The sequence below is a fragment of the Paenibacillus anaericanus genome, assembly GCF_003994475.1.
Lineage (GTDB): Bacteria > Bacillota > Bacilli > Paenibacillales > Paenibacillaceae > Fontibacillus > Fontibacillus anaericanus.
This window is the reverse complement of the sequence record NZ_RZNY01000033.1, coordinates 35,297-55,846: the sequence shown is the minus strand read 5'-3', so window position 1 is coordinate 55,846 and position 20,550 is coordinate 35,297. Positions and strand designations below refer to the sequence as shown.

15 protein-coding genes and 1 pseudogene are annotated in these 20,550 nt (G+C 43.0%); 14 read left to right on the top strand and 2 right to left on the bottom strand.

What is annotated here, in order from left to right; translation table 11 throughout:
• From EJP82_RS24365 to EJP82_RS24355, 3 genes and pseudogenes are all read left to right on the top strand, one after another.
• A pseudogene (locus EJP82_RS24365) lies at positions 1 to 267 on the top strand (methyl-accepting chemotaxis protein); the annotation flags it as partial.
• Between the two features lie 174 nt (positions 268 to 441).
• On the top strand, positions 442 to 2,229 hold the full coding sequence (locus EJP82_RS24360; RefSeq protein WP_211350280.1) for a peptidoglycan D,D-transpeptidase FtsI family protein: 1,788 nt from the start codon (positions 442 to 444) through the stop codon (positions 2,227 to 2,229).
• Between the two features lie 176 nt (positions 2,230 to 2,405).
• Positions 2,406 to 3,860, top strand: a complete 1,455-nt coding sequence (locus EJP82_RS24355; protein ID WP_127194667.1) for a polysaccharide deacetylase family protein — start codon at positions 2,406 to 2,408, stop codon at positions 3,858 to 3,860.
• 106 nt (positions 3,861 to 3,966) lie between these two features.
• Here EJP82_RS24355 and ilvD read toward each other — a convergent pair whose 3' ends face one another.
• A complete protein-coding gene (gene ilvD, locus EJP82_RS24350; RefSeq protein ID WP_211350278.1) occupies positions 3,967 to 5,652 on the bottom strand; it encodes a dihydroxy-acid dehydratase in 1,686 nt (561 codons plus the stop codon).
• A 233-nt stretch (positions 5,653 to 5,885) separates the two neighbouring features.
• On the opposite strand from ilvD, the gene EJP82_RS24345 reads away from it, so the two are divergent.
• From EJP82_RS24345 to mgrA, 3 genes are all read left to right on the top strand, one after another.
• Positions 5,886 to 6,653: an HAD family hydrolase gene (locus tag EJP82_RS24345; protein WP_127194666.1), complete on the top strand. Its 768-nt coding sequence runs from the start codon at positions 5,886 to 5,888 to the stop codon at positions 6,651 to 6,653.
• A 60-nt stretch (positions 6,654 to 6,713) separates the two neighbouring features.
• Complete coding sequence (locus tag EJP82_RS24340) at positions 6,714 to 7,463, top strand: NAD-dependent protein deacylase (RefSeq protein ID WP_127194669.1); 750 nt, start codon at positions 6,714 to 6,716, stop codon at positions 7,461 to 7,463.
• An 88-nt stretch (positions 7,464 to 7,551) separates the two neighbouring features.
• Positions 7,552 to 8,556 carry an L-glyceraldehyde 3-phosphate reductase gene (gene mgrA, locus EJP82_RS24335; protein WP_127194665.1) on the top strand — a complete coding sequence of 335 codons (1,005 nt, stop codon included), beginning with the start codon at positions 7,552 to 7,554 and terminating at the stop codon, positions 8,554 to 8,556.
• Between the two features lie 47 nt (positions 8,557 to 8,603).
• On the opposite strand, the gene EJP82_RS24330 is transcribed toward mgrA, so the two are convergent.
• Complete coding sequence (locus EJP82_RS24330) at positions 8,604 to 9,494, bottom strand: AraC family transcriptional regulator (RefSeq protein WP_127194664.1); 891 nt, start codon at positions 9,492 to 9,494, stop codon at positions 8,604 to 8,606.
• Positions 9,495 to 9,662: 168 nt separating this feature from the next.
• Between EJP82_RS24330 and EJP82_RS24325 the strand changes: the two genes are divergently transcribed.
• From EJP82_RS24325 to ptsG, 8 genes are all read left to right on the top strand, one after another.
• On the top strand, positions 9,663 to 10,841 hold the full coding sequence (locus EJP82_RS24325) for a galactokinase (RefSeq protein WP_127194663.1): 1,179 nt from the start codon (positions 9,663 to 9,665) through the stop codon (positions 10,839 to 10,841).
• A 2-nt stretch (positions 10,842 to 10,843) separates the two neighbouring features.
• Positions 10,844 to 11,833: a UDP-glucose 4-epimerase GalE gene (galE, locus tag EJP82_RS24320; RefSeq protein WP_127194662.1), complete on the top strand. Its 990-nt coding sequence runs from the start codon at positions 10,844 to 10,846 to the stop codon at positions 11,831 to 11,833.
• Positions 11,834 to 11,847: 14 nt separating this feature from the next.
• Entirely contained in the window at positions 11,848 to 13,419 is a 1,572-nt protein-coding gene (locus EJP82_RS24315; RefSeq protein ID WP_127194661.1) for a UDP-glucose--hexose-1-phosphate uridylyltransferase, read from the top strand.
• A gap of 282 nt (positions 13,420 to 13,701) precedes the next feature.
• Complete coding sequence (locus EJP82_RS24310) at positions 13,702 to 14,865, top strand: iron-containing alcohol dehydrogenase (RefSeq protein WP_127194660.1); 1,164 nt, start codon at positions 13,702 to 13,704, stop codon at positions 14,863 to 14,865.
• A 210-nt stretch (positions 14,866 to 15,075) separates the two neighbouring features.
• Positions 15,076 to 15,618 (top strand): NfeD family membrane protein, encoded by a 543-nt coding sequence (locus EJP82_RS24305; protein ID WP_127194659.1) that lies wholly within the window; start codon positions 15,076 to 15,078, stop codon positions 15,616 to 15,618.
• A 66-nt stretch (positions 15,619 to 15,684) separates the two neighbouring features.
• On the top strand, positions 15,685 to 17,166 hold the full coding sequence (locus EJP82_RS24300) for a flotillin lipid rafts scaffold protein FloT (RefSeq protein WP_246054413.1): 1,482 nt from the start codon (positions 15,685 to 15,687) through the stop codon (positions 17,164 to 17,166).
• A 208-nt stretch (positions 17,167 to 17,374) separates the two neighbouring features.
• On the top strand, positions 17,375 to 18,220 hold the full coding sequence (glcT, locus tag EJP82_RS24295) for a glucose PTS transporter transcription antiterminator GlcT (protein ID WP_127194658.1): 846 nt from the start codon (positions 17,375 to 17,377) through the stop codon (positions 18,218 to 18,220).
• 231 nt (positions 18,221 to 18,451) lie between these two features.
• Complete coding sequence (gene ptsG, locus EJP82_RS24290; RefSeq protein ID WP_127194657.1) at positions 18,452 to 20,512, top strand: glucose-specific PTS transporter subunit IIBC; 2,061 nt, start codon at positions 18,452 to 18,454, stop codon at positions 20,510 to 20,512.
• Positions 20,513 to 20,550 lie beyond the last annotated feature (38 nt).

Below are 20,550 nucleotides of genomic sequence, written 5' to 3'. Positions count from 1 at the left end.
TCCGTGCAACAACAAATGGAAGGTTTCGTTCACTATCTAGATGCAGTTACTGTATCGATTGATGAATTAAACCAATCCCAGAATGTGATGACCGATGCGATGAGTAATGTCAGTGCAGTAGCAGAGCAATCTTCTGCTACCTCTCAAGAGGTTGCTTCACTCAGTAGCGAGCAGCAGGTCGTTGGTGAGCAGTTGGTTCAACTATCGGGTAAGTTAGAGAAAGTATCCAGTGGATTAAAGGAATCGTTATCCAGATTCACTATTTAATTATTCGAATTATGCTTTCAATAACAAAACAAAGCGGTCGTCCCTTAGTCGGGAAGGCCGCTTTGTTTTGGTTATTGAATATGAAATATGGCGGGAGGGGAAAGCAATCTCCTAATTCCGGGTGTGCAGAAGTCTCTTCCAGGAAATAATAGTGAATGAAAGGGAGGGGATATCTTGTCATTACTACGTAAAAAACGCATATTCTATATTCTGATGATCTTTATATCTATATTTATATTGTTCTCTGTTCGGATACTCTGGATACAATACCGTTCTGCCTTCAGGGAAGTTACAGTGGGTGGTAGAACTATGAATGAAATGGCAGTCCGGCAGAGAGAAGAAGGAATTGAACTGGATTCGGGAAGGGGACATTTCATAGATCGTAATGGAATGCCATTAACCGGAGACGTCATTTGGTCACCTGTTCTTTTTCCCGTAAGGAAACTTCCAGAAGCTGATGAACTTCAAAGGCTAGCTGAACTTTTACACACCACATCAGATCAGTTAGAGCATAAATGGACTACTTTAAAAAAGCCCTATGTCTGGTCAGAATTGGTCGGTAAAGAAGGGACACCTATTAAGTTGAGTCAAGTAGATGCTGAACAATGGGACAAAGTGGATGGTTTCGAAGTACTTCCCCGTGTTTCACGGTACAAGGGAGCGGTTTCAGGAAGTCAATGGCTAGGATATGTAGCCCAACGCCCGGACGTTATTAGGAAAGTCCAAGCAGAGAGCAAACAGAATCGTTCGGTTCCGCTGACCATGTTAGTAGGCGCCTCAGGGCTTGAGAGAACGTTTGATAATTTTTTAAGAGGAATAGGATCAACTAGAGCATTCTATACTGTTGATGGTAAGAAGCGTCCGCTTATCGGAATTGGGACTCGAGTAAAGGGTATGGACAATCGTTATTATCCGCTCCAGGTTAGGACTACAGTTGATTATCGTATTCAACAAGAGATCGAGGCACTTACCGAGCAGGCGAATATGGAGGAAGGGGCCATTGTCGTACTGGATGTTAATTCAGGTGATGTGGTCTCCATGGTTTCTAGACCATTCTACAATCCACAGCATATTGATTTGAAGGGGGGGAGTTGGAGTAACCATACAGTAAAAGCGGCTGTGCCAGGTTCGATTTTTAAAACAGTCATTGCCGCCGCCGCATTGGAAGAAAGGTTAACTTCACCCTCAGAAGTGTTTCATTGCACAGGCCATTATGGTAAGTACGGACTTTCATGCTGGAAAGAAGGAGGTCACGGTGATATCACACTAGAAGAGGGGTTCGCAAAATCATGTAATATTGTTTTTGCAACACTTGGCGAGCGGCTAAAAGCATCAAGCATTGCGATAACGGCATCTAAGCTCGGATTGGCACAAAAGATTGGGTGGAATGAATCCTCATTTCTAGATGGAGAAGTCTTCTCCCAAATAGATCAAGAAGAGGCTGGTATTGTATTTGGTAAAACGACAACTGCGGATGGTGGCGTTCGAGCGCAGACAGCATTAGGTCAACGTGATGTTATGATGTCACCACTTCAAGCGGCCAATATGATTGTAACGTTGTTACATAGTGGTAAAGTGATTTCTCCACGTTTGGTGAGCGAGGTAAACTTCAAAGACGGAGCGACAATGGTTAACTTTCCAGTTCAAACAATTACATCACCGTTCGGGCAAATTTCACCACGTACAGCTAAACTGTTGCTCTCGTGGATGAGAGAAGTTGTTACGGATGGGACAGGGATTTCGCTCCAAGGTGCTAGTTGGAATCTTGCAGGTAAATCCGGCACTGCAGAGGTGTTGAAAGACGGGAAGGCGTCCAATAATCAATGGTTTATTGGTTATGGGCCAATTGAGGAACCGCGGTATGCTGTTGCCGTACTTGTGCAAAATCGTCGTCCAGGTTCCCTTCATCAAGCCGCAGCGTTATTCCGGCGCACGATGAATCTGCTGGCTTCACAGGAATGAAAGACCGAAATTACCAAGTAAATAATACATGAATTTTTAATTAAGTTCATCATTGAAACTTCATGTTCTTTTCCAAAATAATGCGCTAATTATTGTGCGTGTATGATAAAATAAAGGATATGCTAATTGAATGGCATGTCAAAGTCATTGAATCATAGAAAAGTGGGGAAAGCGACATGGAGACTTTGCTGCTGGGGTTGTTTTACATATCAACATTGTATGCCTTCATACCCGGCGTAATTACGCGTTTATTTGGATTCCGTGTTTTTCGACACGGTGTAAGTAAAGATAACTTTGCCCTTACATTTGATGATGGTCCTGATCCAATATATACTCCAAAGTTGTTGGATTTATTGGAGCTTTATGGTGCTAAGGCAACTTTTTTTGTTGTGGGATCCAATGCGGAGAAATATCCTGAATTAGTTCAGCGAATGCATGAAGAAGGTCATCTCATTGGGATTCATAATTATGTTCATAAGACGAATTGGCTTATGGCGCCCGCAACGGTGAAGAAGCAGATTCAAAAAACTACCAAGATTATTCATGACATTACCGGTGTTACAACTCATTATTATCGTCCCCCGTGGGGAATTGTAAATTTGTTTGATTTTGCTAAGAGAAACGAGACCCAAATTGTTTTGTGGTCTGCGATGTTTGGTGATTGGCGGCAACGTATTGGTGCAGATCGTTTAACCAAACGAATGATGAAAAAGCTTCGTGGTGGAGAAGTATTTTTACTTCATGATTGTGGTACTACATTAGGTGCAAATTCTGACGCACCGGTGCAAATGCTCATAGCTTTGGAACGTGTGCTACAAGAAGCACAGCAACGTGGACTCCAAAGTATTCGGATTGACGAAATGATTGAAATCAGCCATGCGACCAAGAAGAAAGGGGCGTTTGCCTCTTCATCCCCAGTAGGTGAGAAATCTCAGCATCGAGCAAAACCTGCACTAACACGAACCAAAAAATTCATCGTTTCATTGTGGTTGTTATGGGAGAGAATATTTCACTTCTTATTCCAATTAAAGACAACGAATCAAGAAGACCCCATATTTTATTTCCGCCCTAGGCCTTATCATGGAGAGACGGTTACGATGGTGGGCGATATTCCACTTGTAAGTGGAGATCGGGTTTTAGAATTACACTTCGATAACAAAAAACTTTTTCAAATCGGTACACGATCCAGAAGTTCAATTCATCTCGCCATTCAAATGATTCGGGGAGTAGAGAAGACGTTACCTGAATTAGCGCAATATGTAATAGAACATCCGGAATTACATGATGTCAAAGCACTTTATGGTGTTACGATGATTAATCGTGGACCAGAACAATTAGGGTTCACTGTGATGGATCTACCCAATAGTTTGTTTGCCAAAACCAGCAAAATATATCTTAAATTCCTGATGAGTGTCATTCATCCTTCAGGTGGAGCGAGACTGAAGCAATCTTCTCCAAAAGAACTTGTTCCGAAACTACTCGTAATGCCGATTGAACTATTACTCGAGAGATATTCTGATGGTGGTTCTCATCGGAAATTGAAAGATGACCGGCGTAAACAACAAGAAGGAACTAGCGAAATAACGGAAGTACAAGAGACAGAGGCCGTTTTCAGCACTTCTCTGACATAAGATAATGCTACTTGGTCTTATTATGAATTATCATATAATTAATAAATAAGGGGTGTCTCACAAGTTATCTTGTGGGACACCCCTTATTTTTTCCTGCTTCAGTATATTAAATTTTCAAGACACCGCCGGTGCTGGCATTGGTAACTAATTTCGAGTAACGAGCCAAATATCCAGTTTTCACTTTCGGCTCAAACCCTTTCCAATTAGCGCGACGACGTTCAAATTCTGCATCATCAACATGCAACTGGATAATACGATTATTCAAATCAAGTTCGATGATATCGCCGTCCTCAACAAAGGCGATTGGTCCACCTTCAGCAGCTTCAGGTGAGATATGTCCGATACTGATCCCGCGGGATGCTCCAGAGAAGCGTCCGTCTGTGATTAGGCCGACCTTAGCGCCCAGACCCATACCGGAGATTTGCGCAGTAGGTGCCAGCATTTCAGGCATCCCAGGACCACCCTTAGGCCCTTCATAACGAATGACAACGACATGACCTTCCTTCACTTTACCATTTGCAATGCCTTCCAATGCTTGATCTTGCGAATCAAAGCAGATGGCTGGGCCTTTATGATAGCCGCCGACGGAAGGATCTACGGCACCAACTTTGATAACAGAGCCTTCAGGAGCTAGGTTTCCGTATAGAATTGCAAGGCCGCCCTTCTCAGAATACGGATTGTCGATAGCATGAATAACGTTCAAATCTTGGATTTCGCATCCAGCGACGTTCTCAGCAATTGTCTTGCCTGAAACCGTGATACAATCCCCATGAATGGCTCCTGGTTTCTTGAGTAGTTCATGGAGTACGGCGCTAACGCCACCAGCCTTATGAACGTCTTCAATGAAATAATTGGAAGCTGGAGCTAATTTGGAGATATGCGGTACACGATTAGCTACTTCATTGATACGTTCTATTGGATAATCAATTTCAGCTTCTTGAGCCAAAGCTAGAGTATGCAGTACTGTATTTGTAGAACCACCCATCGCCATATCTAAAGCAAAAGCGTTATCTAGTGCTTCTTTTGTTACGATATCGCGTGGTTTAAGGTCCATTTCGATTAGTTTCATAAGTTGAGTAGCTGATTGTCTAACAAAATCACGGCGTTCTTCTGCAACAGCCAGAATCGTACCATTACCTGGAAGCGCAATACCCAGTGCTTCTGCGAGGCAGTTCATGGAATTGGCGGTAAACATACCGGAGCAAGAGCCGCACGTTGGACAACCGTATTGCTCTAATTCTAGTAGTTCAGCATCGTTAATTTTTCCTGCTTGGTGAGCGCCGACACCTTCAAAGACGGATGTTAATGAAAGTCGGTTACCTTTACTATCAACTCCGGCTTTCATTGGGCCGCCGCTGACGAATATCGTAGGAATATTTACGCGAAGTGCACCCATCATCATACCAGGTGTAATCTTATCGCAGTTTGGAATACAGACCATGCCGTCAAACCAGTGAGCGGATACGACGGTTTCTAATGAATCCGCGATAATCTCCCGACTTGGCAAAGAGTAGCGCATCCCGATATGACCCATAGCAATTCCGTCGTCAACTCCGATGGTATTAAACTCAAACGGAACTCCGCCAGCTTCGCGAATAGCTTCTTTAACAATCTTACCAAATTCCTGTAAATGTACGTGTCCGGGAACGATATCAATGTATGAATTGCATACTGCTATAAAAGGCTTACCGAAATCTTCCTCTTTGACACCAGCTGCACGTAATAAGCTACGGTGAGGTGCACGGTCAAAGCCTTTTTTGATCATATCTGAACGCATTTTTTTAGGTGCCATGATCTCTATTCCCCCTACATATATTGTGTTTTCTAACTTTAGAACGCTAAAGTCTTCCTTAAATTCTATCATATGTACTCCGCTTTTTCTAGCAATCGATCATTTAAGTCTATAGTAATTACATGTAATGCCCAATAGCTTATGTCTTTGTAACAAGCTGCAATTTAGAGTTACAATGGGACAAGGATAAGATGGAGCTAAGAATAGAAATCATTTGATGTGGAGGCGCTGTAATGACAGTCCTTAGAATAAAGGGCAGACCTATCCCATGTAGAGCCATTTTGTTCGATAAAGATGGTACTTTACTAGACTTCATGCAATTATGGGGAAAATGGGTGGAGATACTGCTGAGTTTAATGGAAGGATATTTGTATAGCATAGACATAGAGAAGAAAATGACATCACTGCCTAGTTTGCTTGGGATTAAATATGATGAACAGGGTTTAATGATTGATTATGATAGAACAGGACCCCTTGCGATGGGAACCGAAGAGGAGATTACCGCTTTGCTTGCCTGGCAACTTTACGAGGTGGGAGTTCCTTGGGACGAAGGATTGAAGTTGGTCGCACAGTTTAGTTCTACTGCTATGGTTGAAGTTAAGAAATTACGTCCTGCAAAACCTATAGTTGGAATTTGTGAGTTGTTAGAAGCTTGTCGTAACTCTGGTATATTGCTTGGTGTGGTTACTTCTGATCGAACCAGCGAAGCTGTAGAACACTTAGGATGGGTAGAGCTATCCTCATATTTCAAAAGTATGGTCGGGCGTGATCGCGTGACTCACGGGAAACCGGATCCTGAAATGGTAATTCTGGCTTGCCGAGAACTTGGAGTTTCGCCCAATGAGGTTGTTGTTATTGGTGATAGCAATGTAGATATGAGGATGGGCAAAGCAGCTGGGGTTATGATGACGATCGGTCTCGGTATTGAGGAAGGCAGATCACCCTATCTGCATGATGCCGATTTGATTATTCAAGATTATACAAGCATCACGGTAGAATAGGATTAATTATGGAATTCTGTAGCTGATGTTGATCCATAAAGGAGGAGTATAAGGTTGACTTTGACAAAGACTGAAGTATTGGTATCCTGGATAAGGAACAGTCATAAGATCGCGTTTTTTGGCGGTGCAGGTATCTCAACTGAGAGTGGAATTCCTGACTTTCGCTCAGCGGCAGGTATATATAAGAAGGAGAAAGAGTCACCCTATGCACCTGAGGAAATCTTGAGTCGGCGTTTTTTTGGTCGGCATCCTGAAGTGTTTTTTGATTTCTACAAATCAAAGATGATTCATCCACAAGCTCGTCCGAATGCGGCTCATCATTTTCTAGCGCAATTAGAGAAGGATGGGAAGTTAAACGCAATTATTACACAGAATATAGATGGCTTGCATGAGTTAGCTGGCAATCAAAATGTACTAGAGTTACACGGCTCGATTCATCGGAATTTCTGTATGAATTGTGGCCAATTTCATAGTTTAGATGAGATCATGACTAGCATCGAAATGGTTCCAAAGTGCCTTGGTTGTGGTGGGGTTGTTAAACCCGATGTTGTTCTATATGGGGAAAACCTCAATGACCAGGTAATTGAGGATGCCGTCAACGCTATTAGGGAAGCGGATTTGCTATTGATCGGAGGAACTTCACTCACAGTTCAGCCTGCGGCCCATCTTGTAACTTATTTTAAAGGTGAACGAACCGTATTATTGAATGCTTCAACAACTTCTTATGACGATCGCGCCGATCTACACATTACAGAACCTATCGGATCTGTTCTGGGACAGGTTCATAAGTTGTTACAGGGATCAAACTAGTCATATAGAAAACGGTTTCTTGCTAAAGAAATAAGAAGAGGCTATGATATTTTGAGAGGTAGAAGAACTGAGGAAAGTAGGCGAAAATATGGTATATAACGCAAATGAAGCACGTTACGAATCGATGAAATATAACCGTGTGGGTCGTTCAGGATTGAAGCTTCCAGCTATTTCACTTGGATTGTGGCATAATTTTGGCGGTGTGAATCAATATGAGAACGGTCGTGAAATGATAACTAAAGCTTTTGACCTTGGGATTACTCACTTTGATCTAGCGAATAACTATGGACCACCTGCAGGGTCTGCTGAGGAAATGTTTGGAAAAGTATTAAAGAACGATCTATCGCCTTATCGCGATGAATTGATTATTTCCTCCAAGGCTGGTTACCAAATGTGGCCTGGCCCTTACGGTGAGTGGGGCTCACGCAAATATTTGATCTCCAGTGCGGACCAAAGCTTGAAACGATTAGGTTTAGATTATGTTGATATTTTCTACTCCCACCGTTTTGATCCTGAAACACCGCTGGAAGAAACGATGATGGCTCTAGACCATCTCGTACGTTCGGGTAAAGCATTATATGTTGGAGTTTCTAACTATACCGCTGAGCAGACGGCTGAGGCGGTCTCGATTCTTAAAGCTCTTGGTACACCAATGCTTATCCACCAACCGAGTTATTCTTTGTTGAATCGCTGGATTGAGGGTGGATTGCAGGATGTATTGGATGATAGCGGGGTTGGCAGTATCGCCTTTTGCCCATTGGCTCAAGGTTTACTTACTAATAAATATTTGCATGGTATTCCCGATGATTCCCGTGCGAAGAGTTCAAGTGTATTTCTTAATGAGGAGAATGTTACGCCAGAGACATTACGTAAAGTACATGCACTTAACCAAATTGCAGTGGCTCGTGGGCAAAGTTTGGCACAGTTCGCACTTGCTTGGGTACTACGTGGTGGCAAAGTCACTTCAGCTCTCATCGGGGCTAGTCGTGTGAGTCAAATCGAGGAGAATGTGAAGGCGCTCGAAAATCTAGACTTTACCAATGAAGAATTAGCACGTGTTGAGACAATTCTAGGATCACATGGTGATAACTGAACATACAACTTCCCCTATAAACCTATTTAGGGAAGTAAACCCCTATCCTATAGTTTTGGATTGGGGTTTCTTTCTTTAGGGACCTGTGATTGGCCCGTAACTGACTTCCGATATTGACTCGGTGATTCGCCGTAAAATCTGTGAAATTGGCGTGAGAAATAAAGGGGATCGGTCAGACCAACAGATGAGGCAATCTGCTCAATGGACAGTTCCGGACGTCCGCGTAGCAGGTGCCGTGATTTATCGATCCGTAGCTTAAGCAGATATGTCACAGGAGTAATACCGGTCTCTTTTTTAAAGATGCGAGATAAATAAGCGCGATTATATCCCAAGCTAGCACACATTTGCTCAATGGAAACGGGATGCGCATATTGGCTGGACATATAATGGATCATTTGCTTGACGATCCTTTGTACACCGGAATCACCAGAAGGGAGTGGGGATTCCTTGATCAATGTTTCTTTGGCTTCCGCCATCAGTTGATACAGATAACCAAGTGAGAGCAGATGGGAACTCGGTTTGTTATTTCTAAAAGCTTGAAGAACGCCGTCTAAAAGTCCGGAGATCAGACTACACTGGCCGGCACGGAATACCGGAAGCTGTGGTGTGAATCCTGCGCTTATAACGAGTTCGGTGGCAGTTTTTCCCGTAAAAGCAATCCAGCGATAACGCCAGGGATCGATGGGATCGGAAGCATAGCTAACGAGTTGATCTGGATGAATGAGGAAGCAGTCTCCTTTATTTAAATCATAGACAGCGGATTCATTTACAAATTGCCCCCTACCTTTCTCCACAAAATGTAGCAGGAAATAATCGTACACTTTGGGACCTAGACGGTGTTCAGCAGGGGTTTGACTCTCGCCGACGAATAGGACATGTAAGTCTCCTTCTTCATATACTTGAGGGTTGGCAGCTGCATTATATGATTCTTGTATGATAGGTATCGTCTCCTAGTGGATGTGGTTGAATGGACAGCACATTTCTATTGTACTTCGACAAGTCACATTTATCCATATAGAACTCGCAAAGATACATTATCAAATCTAGGGAAAATATTTATACTGAGAACAAGAAGTTAAGATTCCTTGAGGACGAGGTGTAATTACATGATGAAACAGGAAATGGAACAATTGTTTATATCACGTTACGGAGATACTAACGAATCATTACGCATTTTTAATGCACCAGGCCGGGTCAATTTGATCGGTGAGCATATTGATTATAACGGTGGTTATGTACTACCAGCAGCGCTAGAGTTTGGTACAACGTTAGCAGTTCGGAGACGTTCAGACCGTAAAGTGACGTTTGCATCTACAAATTTTCCTTTTCAGACTGAAATTAATGTGGAAGAGATCGGCTCTCACAAAATCGAGGAATGGGTAGATTATCCGATCGGAGTCATTGTAGAGCTGAACAAACTTGATGTTAGTTTGACTTCAGGATATGACCTACTTTTTCACGGTGAAATACCAAATGGTGCTGGGCTGTCTTCATCGGCATCTCTTGAAGTAGTAACTGCGTATGCGCTACTGTCTATGGAAGGTAAAGAGTGCGATACAGTTGAAATTGCCCTTCTATCACAGAGAGCAGAGAATCAATATGTTGGAGTAAACAGCGGGATTATGGATCAGTTCGCTGTAGCTAATGGTGCACAAGATCACGCGATTCTACTGATGTGTGACACGATAGAATACGAGCTAGTTCCATTCCGTACCGGTGCATACAAAATCGTAATTGGTAATACGAACAAACGCAGAGGTTTGGTCGATTCTAAATATAATGAGCGTCGTGGAGAATGTGATACAGCACTAGAGATCCTTAAGCAACATGAACAAGGTCTTGGGTACTTAGCTCATCTGAAGCCAGAGCGCTTTGAACAATTAAAGGGTAATCTCAAGGATGAAATTCTACTCAAACGTGCTACACATGTTATAGAGGAAAATGCAAGAGTATTGGAATCGGTAGCAGCTTTGAGAGATAACGATTTACAGAAATTCGGAAGTTTAATGAATGCTTCACATGATTCATTACGTGATTTATATGAGGTTAGCTGTGTGGAACTGGATGTCATGGTTGAAGAGGCTCGTAAGATCGAGGGTACACTGGGTGCTCGAATGACTGGAGCTGGTTTTGGTGGTTGTACCGTTTCTCTTGTACATGAAGATTCAGTCGATAAGTTTGTCTCAGATGTAGGTAAGGCTTATAAGAGCCGTACTGGGCTTGAAGGCGAGTTCTATGTATGTGGCGTTGGTAACGGAGTTCATGAGATGAAAGGAGAGAATTGACCATGGCGATTCTAGTAACAGGAGGAGCCGGTTATATCGGTTCCCATACAGTGGCGGAACTATTAAACCGGGGGAAAGAAGTAGTTGTGATTGATAATTTGCAATCAGGACACCGGGAATCTTTACTTGGCGGTAAGTTATATGAGGGAGATTTACGGGATAAGGAACTTCTTGCTAAGTTATTTACTGAGAATGAGATTGAAGCGGTCATTCACTTTGCCGCTAACTCTCTAGTAGGTGAAAGCATGCAGAATCCAGTTAAATATTACGATAACAACGTATATGGAACGCTTTGCTTGCTAGAAGCGATGGATGCTGCAAATGTACGTAAAATTGTCTTCTCTTCAACGGCAGCAACTTATGGTGAACCAGACAAAGTGCCAATCGAAGAAACAGATCCTACTCATCCAACAAATGTATACGGTGAAACGAAGTTGACCATGGAGCGGATGATGGCTTGGTTCGATCAGGTGCTTGGCATAAAATATGTAGCATTACGGTATTTCAATGCTGCTGGGGCTCATGAAAGTGGAGCCATCGGAGAAGACCATCGGCCAGAGTCTCATCTCATTCCTCTTATACTACAAGCTGCATTAGGCCAGCGTGAATCTATTCAAGTATTTGGTGATGATTATCCAACACCGGATGGTACTTGTGTACGCGATTATATTCATGTAAGTGATCTCGCAGATGCTCACTTACTAGCAGTCGAACATTTGATTGGCGGCGGAGATAGTAATGTGTTCAATCTAGGTAATGGGCAAGGATTCTCGGTGAAAGAGGTCATCTCCAAAGTGCGCGATGTGACAGGTAGAGATTTCCCTGTGATCATTAGTCCACGACGTGCGGGCGATCCTGCTGTGCTGATCGCTTCATCGGATAAGGTTAGATCTGTGCTAGGATGGTTGCCTAAACGGGATAAATTGGATGATATTATTCGCAGCGCTTGGGAATGGCATAATAATCATCCTAACGGATATAACGATAAATAAGGGAGTGAACGAACGTGACAGCAGAGAGTAACAAACAAGATGCTTTACTAGCGATCGAGCGACTCGTTCACTATGCACTGGAACAAGGTTTAATTGATTGGTGGGACGTTGAATATTCCCGTAATCGTTTGCTAGAGTTATTTGGTTCGGATGAACCTTTTATAGGGGAGTTTGTAGAGCTTGAGCCTTTGACTGGTCCTCAGCAACCTCTTGAAGTGCTGATCAATTATGGGTTTGCTATCGGACTTATTCCAGAGAACTCTGATACGTATCGGGATTTGCTAGATGCCAAGATTATGGGTCTATTAACTCCGCGACCTTCGGAAGTCATTGCATCCTTCCGAAAGACGACGAGCGAAAAAGGAATTCAAGCAGCGACGGATGAATTCTGTAAGCTCTCCGTAAGTAGTAATTATATTCGGATGGATCGTGTTGCCAATAATATATATTGGAAACAGCCTACAGCTTATGGAGATATGGAAATTACCATTAACCTCTCTAAGCCGGAGAAGAGTCCAAAAGAAATAGCAATGGCCAAATTACTACCGCCACCAGTGTACCCAAAATGTCAATTATGCCGGGAGAATGTTGGCTACGCGGGGCGGATTAACCATCCGGCACGTCAAAATTTGCGGGTTATTCCGCTTGAATTAAATGCGGAACCTTGGTTATTCCAATATTCGCCCTACGTGTACTACAACGAGCATTGTATCGTGTTCCACCATGATCACGTTCCAATGAAGCTGACGAGAGATACGTTCAAACGGCTGATAGATTTTACTACACAATTTCCGCACTATTTTATCGGATCTAATGCAGATTTACCGATCGTTGGCGGGTCTATTTTGACACATGATCATTTTCAGGGGGGAAGACACACGTTCCCACTGGAGAAGGCGCCAATCGAGGCTAACTTCCTACACAAGCAATTTGAAGGTATTACAGTAAGTATGGTGAAATGGCCCATGACTGTGTTGCGTTTGAATGGACATGACCCAGCTGTAGTACTTGATGCTGCTGATGATTTGTATGAAAAGTGGAAGATGTACAGTGATCCTGACGCTAATGTGCTCGCCTTCACGCAGGAAAATGGGGAGTCCATTCCACATAATACGGTTACTCCAATTATGCGCCGGGCAGCTGATGGTGGATATGAAATGGATATCGTGCTGCGCAACAATCGATGTAATGATGAGCATCCAGAAGGGATCTATCATCCTCACCGGGAGATGCATCATATCAAGAAAGAAAATATCGGCTTGATCGAAGTGATGGGGCTAGCAATCTTACCAGGACGTCTTAAGGAAGAATTGGCTGATATTGCTGGAATACTAAGCGGAGATAAGGCGCTGTATGAAGATGTAATATCCAATGCTGGATCGCATTTGGCCGTTCATGGTGATTGGATCAAAGAATTGGTGGACCGTTTTGGTACATCGCTCACAACTGTAGATGCTGAAGAATTACTTCGTGGAGAAGTGGGACTTAAGTTCGCAGAAATCTTAGGACATGCAGGCGTGTTCAAAATGGATGCTACAGGCAGGGAAGCATTCCGGCGGTTTCTGCGGTCAGTTGGATACGAATAGGATTCGGACGCTCCACGAACGGAACGTTTCTACAATCGCTGTGATACAACGTCAAATAGCAAGCCTCCGTTTTATTGGAGGCTTGCTATTTTTTTCTTTAAGAAGTTTCAGTTGAAGATGAGAATGTCTCATTTGTAAAAAACCAACTTTTGGGACATCCTATTTTTATATACTAGAGTTCGTTTGTTTTCACTTACCTGATCGCAGTATAATGGGGGGAGTATGACAGTAGGACTAATACTTAGTTATAGGTTGAATAATACAGCCAGGAGGCAATTAAAAATGAATAATTTTGAATATTTTAATCCGACGAAACTGATCTTCGGTAAGGGTAAACTAGAGGCGTTGAAGAAGGAAGTACCACACTATGGAAGTAAGGTTCTCCTTGTTTATGGGGGAGGTAGCATCAAACGTAGCGGACTATACGATAAGGTTATTTCAATCCTGCAAGAACTCGGAACAGAGGTAACAGAGTTGTCCGGTGTTGAACCCAATCCACGCCTATCTACGGTTCACAAAGGGGTAGAATTGTGCAAATCCAAGGGTATAGAATTGGTGCTTGCGGTAGGTGGAGGAAGTGTACTTGACTGCTCGAAAGCCATTGCGGTTGGGGCTAAGTATGACGGTGACATGTGGGATTTCGCCGAACGTAAAGCGATCCCTCAAAATGCCCTCCCACTTGGAACTGTGCTGACAATGGCAGCTACAGGATCTGAAATGAATGGAAACTCAGTTATTTCTAATGAAGCTACAGAAGAAAAACTAGGTTGGGGCAGCATTTTAGCTTATCCAGCTTTCTCTATTCTAGATCCTGAGCACACATTTTCACTTCCGAAAGATCAGACGGTTTATGGTATGGTTGATATCATGTCACATGTCTTCGAGCATTATTTCCACAAAGAGAGCAATACATTAGTACAAGACGAATTCTGTGAGGCGATACTTCGTACTGTCATCGAAACGGCACCTAAGTTAATTGCTGATCTTGAAAATTATGAATATCGTGAGACGATTCTACTCAGTGGTACGTTTGCTTTAAACGGTATGTTAAATATGGGACTTAGCGGTGATTGGGCAACACATAATATTGAGCATGCCGTCTCGGCGGTCTATGACATTCCACATGGTGGAGGACTAGCTATTTTGTTCCCGAACTGGATGAGACATAATTTGCATCATGACGTGGCTCGATTCAAACGTCTAGCTATAAATGTATTTGGTGTTGAGATAAATGGCAAAACCGATCATGAAATTGCTGAAGAAGGAATTGCGGCGTTGCGGGCATTCTGGGATTCAATTGGTGCTCCAAGCCGGTTAGCGGATTATGAAATCGATGATAGTAAACTGGAGGCCATGGCAGATAAGGCTGTTCGCTTCGGCCCGTTTGGCAATTTCGCCAAACTGAATAAGCAAGATGTACTTGAAATTTATCGGAGTTCCCTTTAAGTTTAGGCATCCAAGTGTAATCGCTCAGCATAACGACTCAATGGATAACATCCATTGGGTCTTTTTTTTGATAGAATGATCTGTTCTATTTCAAGGGAAGATAATGATTATTAAAACTCAGGATTAAAAGCCAGAAAATTAAAGAATACGAAACTAAATGGTAAATATTACGTATTAAATAGATAGGCAGCCCGAAAGGGGGAAACGGTTATGGAAGCATTGTTCTGGGGCTGTTTGGTTGGAGGTAGCCTGTTCGCATTAGTGAGCGTAGTGTTGGGTGATTTGATTGGGAGTTGGATAGACGGCATATTTGACGTGTTCTCGGTTGATTTCTTTAAGCCGATAATCACTGCTTCCGCTATTACGACATTCGGTGGGGCTGGTATTCTACTGAGTCATTACACTAATCTTGTTGCCGCCATGGTGATTACGTTATCGATCGTTATTGCACTATTCCTGTCGGTTGCCATTTACTTCGCTTATGTTAAGCCGATGGCGAACAGTGAGAACTCAACAGGATACTCCGTTGCTGAGCTTCCAGGTAAGCTCGGTGAGGTGACCGTACCTATTCCTAGTCAAGGTTATGGTGAAGTTATGGTTAAGCTGGTGTCAGGTAATACGTTACATATAGCTGCTAGCTGGGATCAACGCGATATTCCTGTGGGTACGTTAGTGGTTGTGGTGGATGCTAAAGAAGGCGTTGTACATGTGTCAGAACTTTATGAAGATGAACAGAATAAGGAGATGGTGTAATTGTCGTTTGCTGATATTCCTGATTTTGTATTAATCCCTGTTATTGTCATTGTAGTTATTATCATTATGGGTCTTGCATTCTGGGCTCGGTATAAAACGGTTAGTCCGGATGAAGCAATGATAGTTACGGGTTCATTCCTTGGTAACAAGAATATTTCTGATGATGAGTCAGGTCGCAAAATCAAAATTGTTCGCGGTGGTGGTGCTTTTATATGGCCTATTTTCCAAAGAGCTGAGTTTATGTCACTCCTATCGCATAAATTAGATGTAATGACCCCCGAGGTCTACACGGAGCAAGGAGTTCCTGTATCGGCGGATGGTGTAGCCATTATTAAAGTTGGTGGGTCTACAGAAGATGTTGTCACAGCAGCTGAGCAGTACATGGGTAAACCGATTGAATCGGTTAAGGGAGAAGCGCAGGAAGTACTGGAAGGACACCTTCGCTCGATTCTAGGTTCTATGACTGTTGAGGAAGTGTACCGTAATCGGGACAAATTTGCTCAAGAAGTACAGGGCGTAGCAGCGCGCGATTTGAAGAAAATGGGGCTGCAGATCGTCTCATTTACAATCAAAGATGTACGCGACAAACATGGTTATTTGGAAGCACTGGGTAAACCGCGTATTGCAGCAGTGAAACGGGATGCTGAAATTGCTGAAGCGGATGCATTAAGGGATTCGCGGATTAAGAAGGCATTAGCCGAAGAGCTAGGGCAGAAGGCGGAACTCCTTCGTGATACGAATATCGCGGAAGCAGAGAAAGAAAAAGAACTTAAAGTAGCCTCATTTAAGAAAGATCAAGATACCGCGAAGGCAGAAGCGGATCAGGCTTATCATATTCAAGAAGCACGTGCTAAGCAAATCGTGGTCGAAGAACAGATGAAGGTCGAATTGGTTCGTAAGGAACGTGAGATAGACTTGCAAGCCAAAGAGATTATGGTACGTGAGAAACAATATGATGCAGAAGTGAAGAAGAAGGCGGATGCCGATCGTTATGCAGTAGAGCAGGCGGCAGAAGCGGATAAGGCACGTAAAATGCGGGAAGCGGATGCGGTTCAGTACTCTATTGAAACACAGGCACGTGCTTCGGCTGAACAGAAGAGATTGGACGGGAACGCTGTCGCGGATGCGGAGCGAGCGAAAGGTACAGCGGATGCTGAAATTATTCGTTTGAAAGGTCTTGCGGAAGCAGAAGCAAAGGAAAAATTAGCCGAAGCTTTCCAAAAATTTGGCGAAGCAGCTATTCTCGATATTGTTGTCAAAATGCTACCAGAATTGGCTGGGAAAATCGCAACTCCGCTCGCTTCTATTGACAAGTTAACTGTAGTAGACACGGGTAAAGGTGAAGGAGCAGCCCGGGTGAGTAACTATGTTACAGAGCTTATGGCGACAGCTCCTGAGATGCTGAAGAGTGTATCGGGCATCGATCTTGAAAAGCTCATTACGGGTTTGACTAAAGGTAAGAGTAGTCCAATAGCTCCAGTTCCGCAGATGACTGCTACACCTGAACCTATCGTCTTAGACAATAATGTGATCAAAGAGGAAAATTAATAAACTTGTTCTCATATGAAGCTTGACTTTAACTCCCTTTCCCTGTAAATTCTGATATGATTACGTTGCTAAGCTAAGCATCTCACCGATTAGGTGATTAGCGCTCGTATTCTACGGTTATAAACGACTGGTAAGGATAATAAGGTCATTTATAATTAGTATAAGTGATCCAGAAGAATTGGACTTTGCAGGTAGAAAGGGTGCAATTATGAGCAATAGCTTGCAAGTCGCAAAGGTGCTGAACAACAACGTTATCATTGCAAATCATCCCCAGCATGACGAGGTAGTAGTCATTGGAAAAGGTATTGGGTTTAATCGTAAGTCCAACGATTTTGTTCCTCTAGAATTGGTTGAGAAGATGTTCATTCTGAAAAATCAGCAAGAACAAGAACAGTATAAGCAACTCGTCCGTCAGGTAGATGAGAAGTTAATTGAGGTTATTGGAGAAGTCATCATGTATATATCCAAGAAAACTCAGACTGAGCTTAATGAGCATATCCACATAGCGCTTACTGATCACCTTGCATTTGCTTTGAAGAGGGCTGAACAGGACATTGCTATACACAACCCATTTCTATATGAGACCAAAGAAATCTATCCAGTTGAATTTGAATTAGCCGAGTATGCTATTGACCTAATCCGCAGAAAGATGGGGGTGGATTTGGGGGATGATGAGATTGGCTTTGTTGCACTATATATTAACAGTGCGATGACCAATCGCCATATCAGCGAGGTAAGAGGGCAAGCCGAACTTATCGCCGACTTGGTTTGTATTGTTGAACAGGAGCTTGACGTGGTTATCCAACGTAATTCCCTAGATTATTCAAGGCTCCTTACTCACTTGAGATTTGCAATTGAAAGGATCCGGCGTGGAGAGAGAGTTGGCGAAATTCACAAGCTGGAAGGTCTACTTAAACAGGAGTATCCTACCTTGTACGATGTTGCCAAGAAATTGACACAGGTTATGGAACAGCGATTAAAAAAAACTGTGTACCCTGCTGAAGTCAGCTATTTAACGATGCATTTACATCGCGTAGCTCACACAAATGTATAATAACTTACTTGCGCTTGATTAGCAGGTTTGCTATAATCTGAGACATTAAACAACAAAAAAACAATCACAATGTGTGACTGATTCGATCAGGCATGAGTTGATAAAAGTATTTTGAGTGTATGATCCGTTTACTGGGTATTATAACTGTAGGCAAGGAGTATACATCAAAAAATATTTTTTGACTTATGCTTTTTTTGTTGTTACTTCTTAGATTCGACACAGGGGGATACTATGTTTAAACGTTTTTTTGGTGTTTTACAAAGAGTCGGAAAAGCGCTAATGTTGCCTGTCGCATTGTTACCCGCAGCCGGTTTGTTACTGGGAATAGGCAACATGTTGGTCAGTCCAGAGTTTCTAGATTTGGTTCCTGTACTGGATAATAGCACTGTCTCACTAGTTGCTACTGTCATGATGAATGCAGGACAAATCGTATTTACAAACCTCGCATTACTATTTGCTGTTGGTGTTGCGTTAGGCTTAGCAGGAGGCGATGGAGCCGCCGGATTGGCTGCTATTATCGGGTACCTTGTTATGAATGTAACTATGGGAACCGTAATCAATGTCACGCCGGACATGATTGGTACGGATCCAGCTTATGCAAACGTCCTTGGTATTCCGACACTTGCAACTGGTGTGTTTGGTGGTATTATTGTCGGGATATTGGCGGCGAGCATGTACAATCGCTTCTTCAAAATTGAATTGCCGTCCTATTTAGGTTTCTTTGCAGGAAAACGGTTTGTACCGATTATGACTGCAGCAACCTCCGTTTTGCTTGGTTTGCTAATGGTCCTCATTTGGCCACCGATACAATCGGGACTAAATACGGCTTCTCATTTCATGCTAGAGCAGAACCGGACATTGACGGCGCTCGTATTTGGAATGGTGGAACGTGCTCTGATTCCATTTGGTCTTCATCATATTTTCTACTCACCGTTTTGGTTTGAGTTCGGAGAATATGTGAACAAGGCGGGGGAAATCGTACGTGGAGATCAGCAGATCTTTATGGCCCAACTCCGTGACGGTGTTCCTTTTTCAGCCGGTACGTTCATGACGGGTAAGTTCCCATTTATGATGTTCGGGTTGCCGGCAGCGGCATTGGCCATTTACCATGAAGCAAGACCTGAACATAAGAAGTATGTGGCGGGTATTATGGGTTCAGCAGCATTGACCTCATTCTTAACTGGGATCACAGAGCCGCTAGAATTTTCCTTCTTGTTTGTGGCGCCACTACTATTTGCAGTACATTGTGTATTTGCAGGTTTGTCCTTTATGATGATGCATATCTTAGACGTCAAGATTGGTATGACTTTCTCTGGAGGTTTGATCGATTACTTGATTTTTGGTGTTATCCCGAATCGAACGCCTTGGTGGAATGTCATCATTGTTGGGCTGATTCTCGCCGTGATTTACTACTTCGGTTTCCGATTTGTTATCCGCAAGTTTAACTTAAGGACACCAGGTCGAGAAGAACCAAGTACGGAAGAAGAGAGTTCACAACAAGGCGCAGGAGTTACTAAAGATGAGTTGCCACATAATATTTTGGACGCACTTGGCGGGAAAGACAACATAGCACATCTAGATGCCTGTATCACTCGCCTTCGGGTAGAAGTGAAGGATAAAGGAAATGTCAGCAAGGATCGACTTAAGAAACTAGGTGCTTCAGGTGTTCTTGAAGTCGGTAACAATATCCAAGCGATATTTGGTACCCGATCGGATACGATTAAATCGCAAATTGCTGATATAATGAACGGTAATACACCAGCAGCAGCTCCGGTACCAACCGTGGAGAAAGCTGCAATTGTGGAACAACAGGCGGCACAAGATGGAGATGCTATTATCCATGAGGATATTGTCATGCCGGTAAATGGTGAAATCATGGATATTACCAAAGTTCCTGACCCGGTATTTTCAGAAAAAATGACCGGAGACGGATTTGCTATTCTGCCACATGATGGGGTTATCTGTTCTCCAGTCTATGGTAAGGTGTTTAACGTATTTCCTAGCAAGCATGCGATCGGCATAATGTCTGATGGCGGCAAGGAAGTGCTAGTGCATATCGGTGTTAATACGGTAAAATTGAAAGGACAAGGCTTTACTGTTCTAGTCAAAGAGGGAGATCTCATCGCAGCTGGTCAACCGATCATGGAAGTAGATCTTGACTATGTGAAAGAGCATGCACCGTCTATAATATCACCAATTATTTTCTCTAACCTCCCGGAAGGTTCTGTTGTAAAGTTAAACAAAACAGGGCTATTAAAGAGTGGTGAAGGGGATATCATCACGATATCCTAAGAGAGAATTGGAAATAAATATCTTAGAAGTTGAAGATG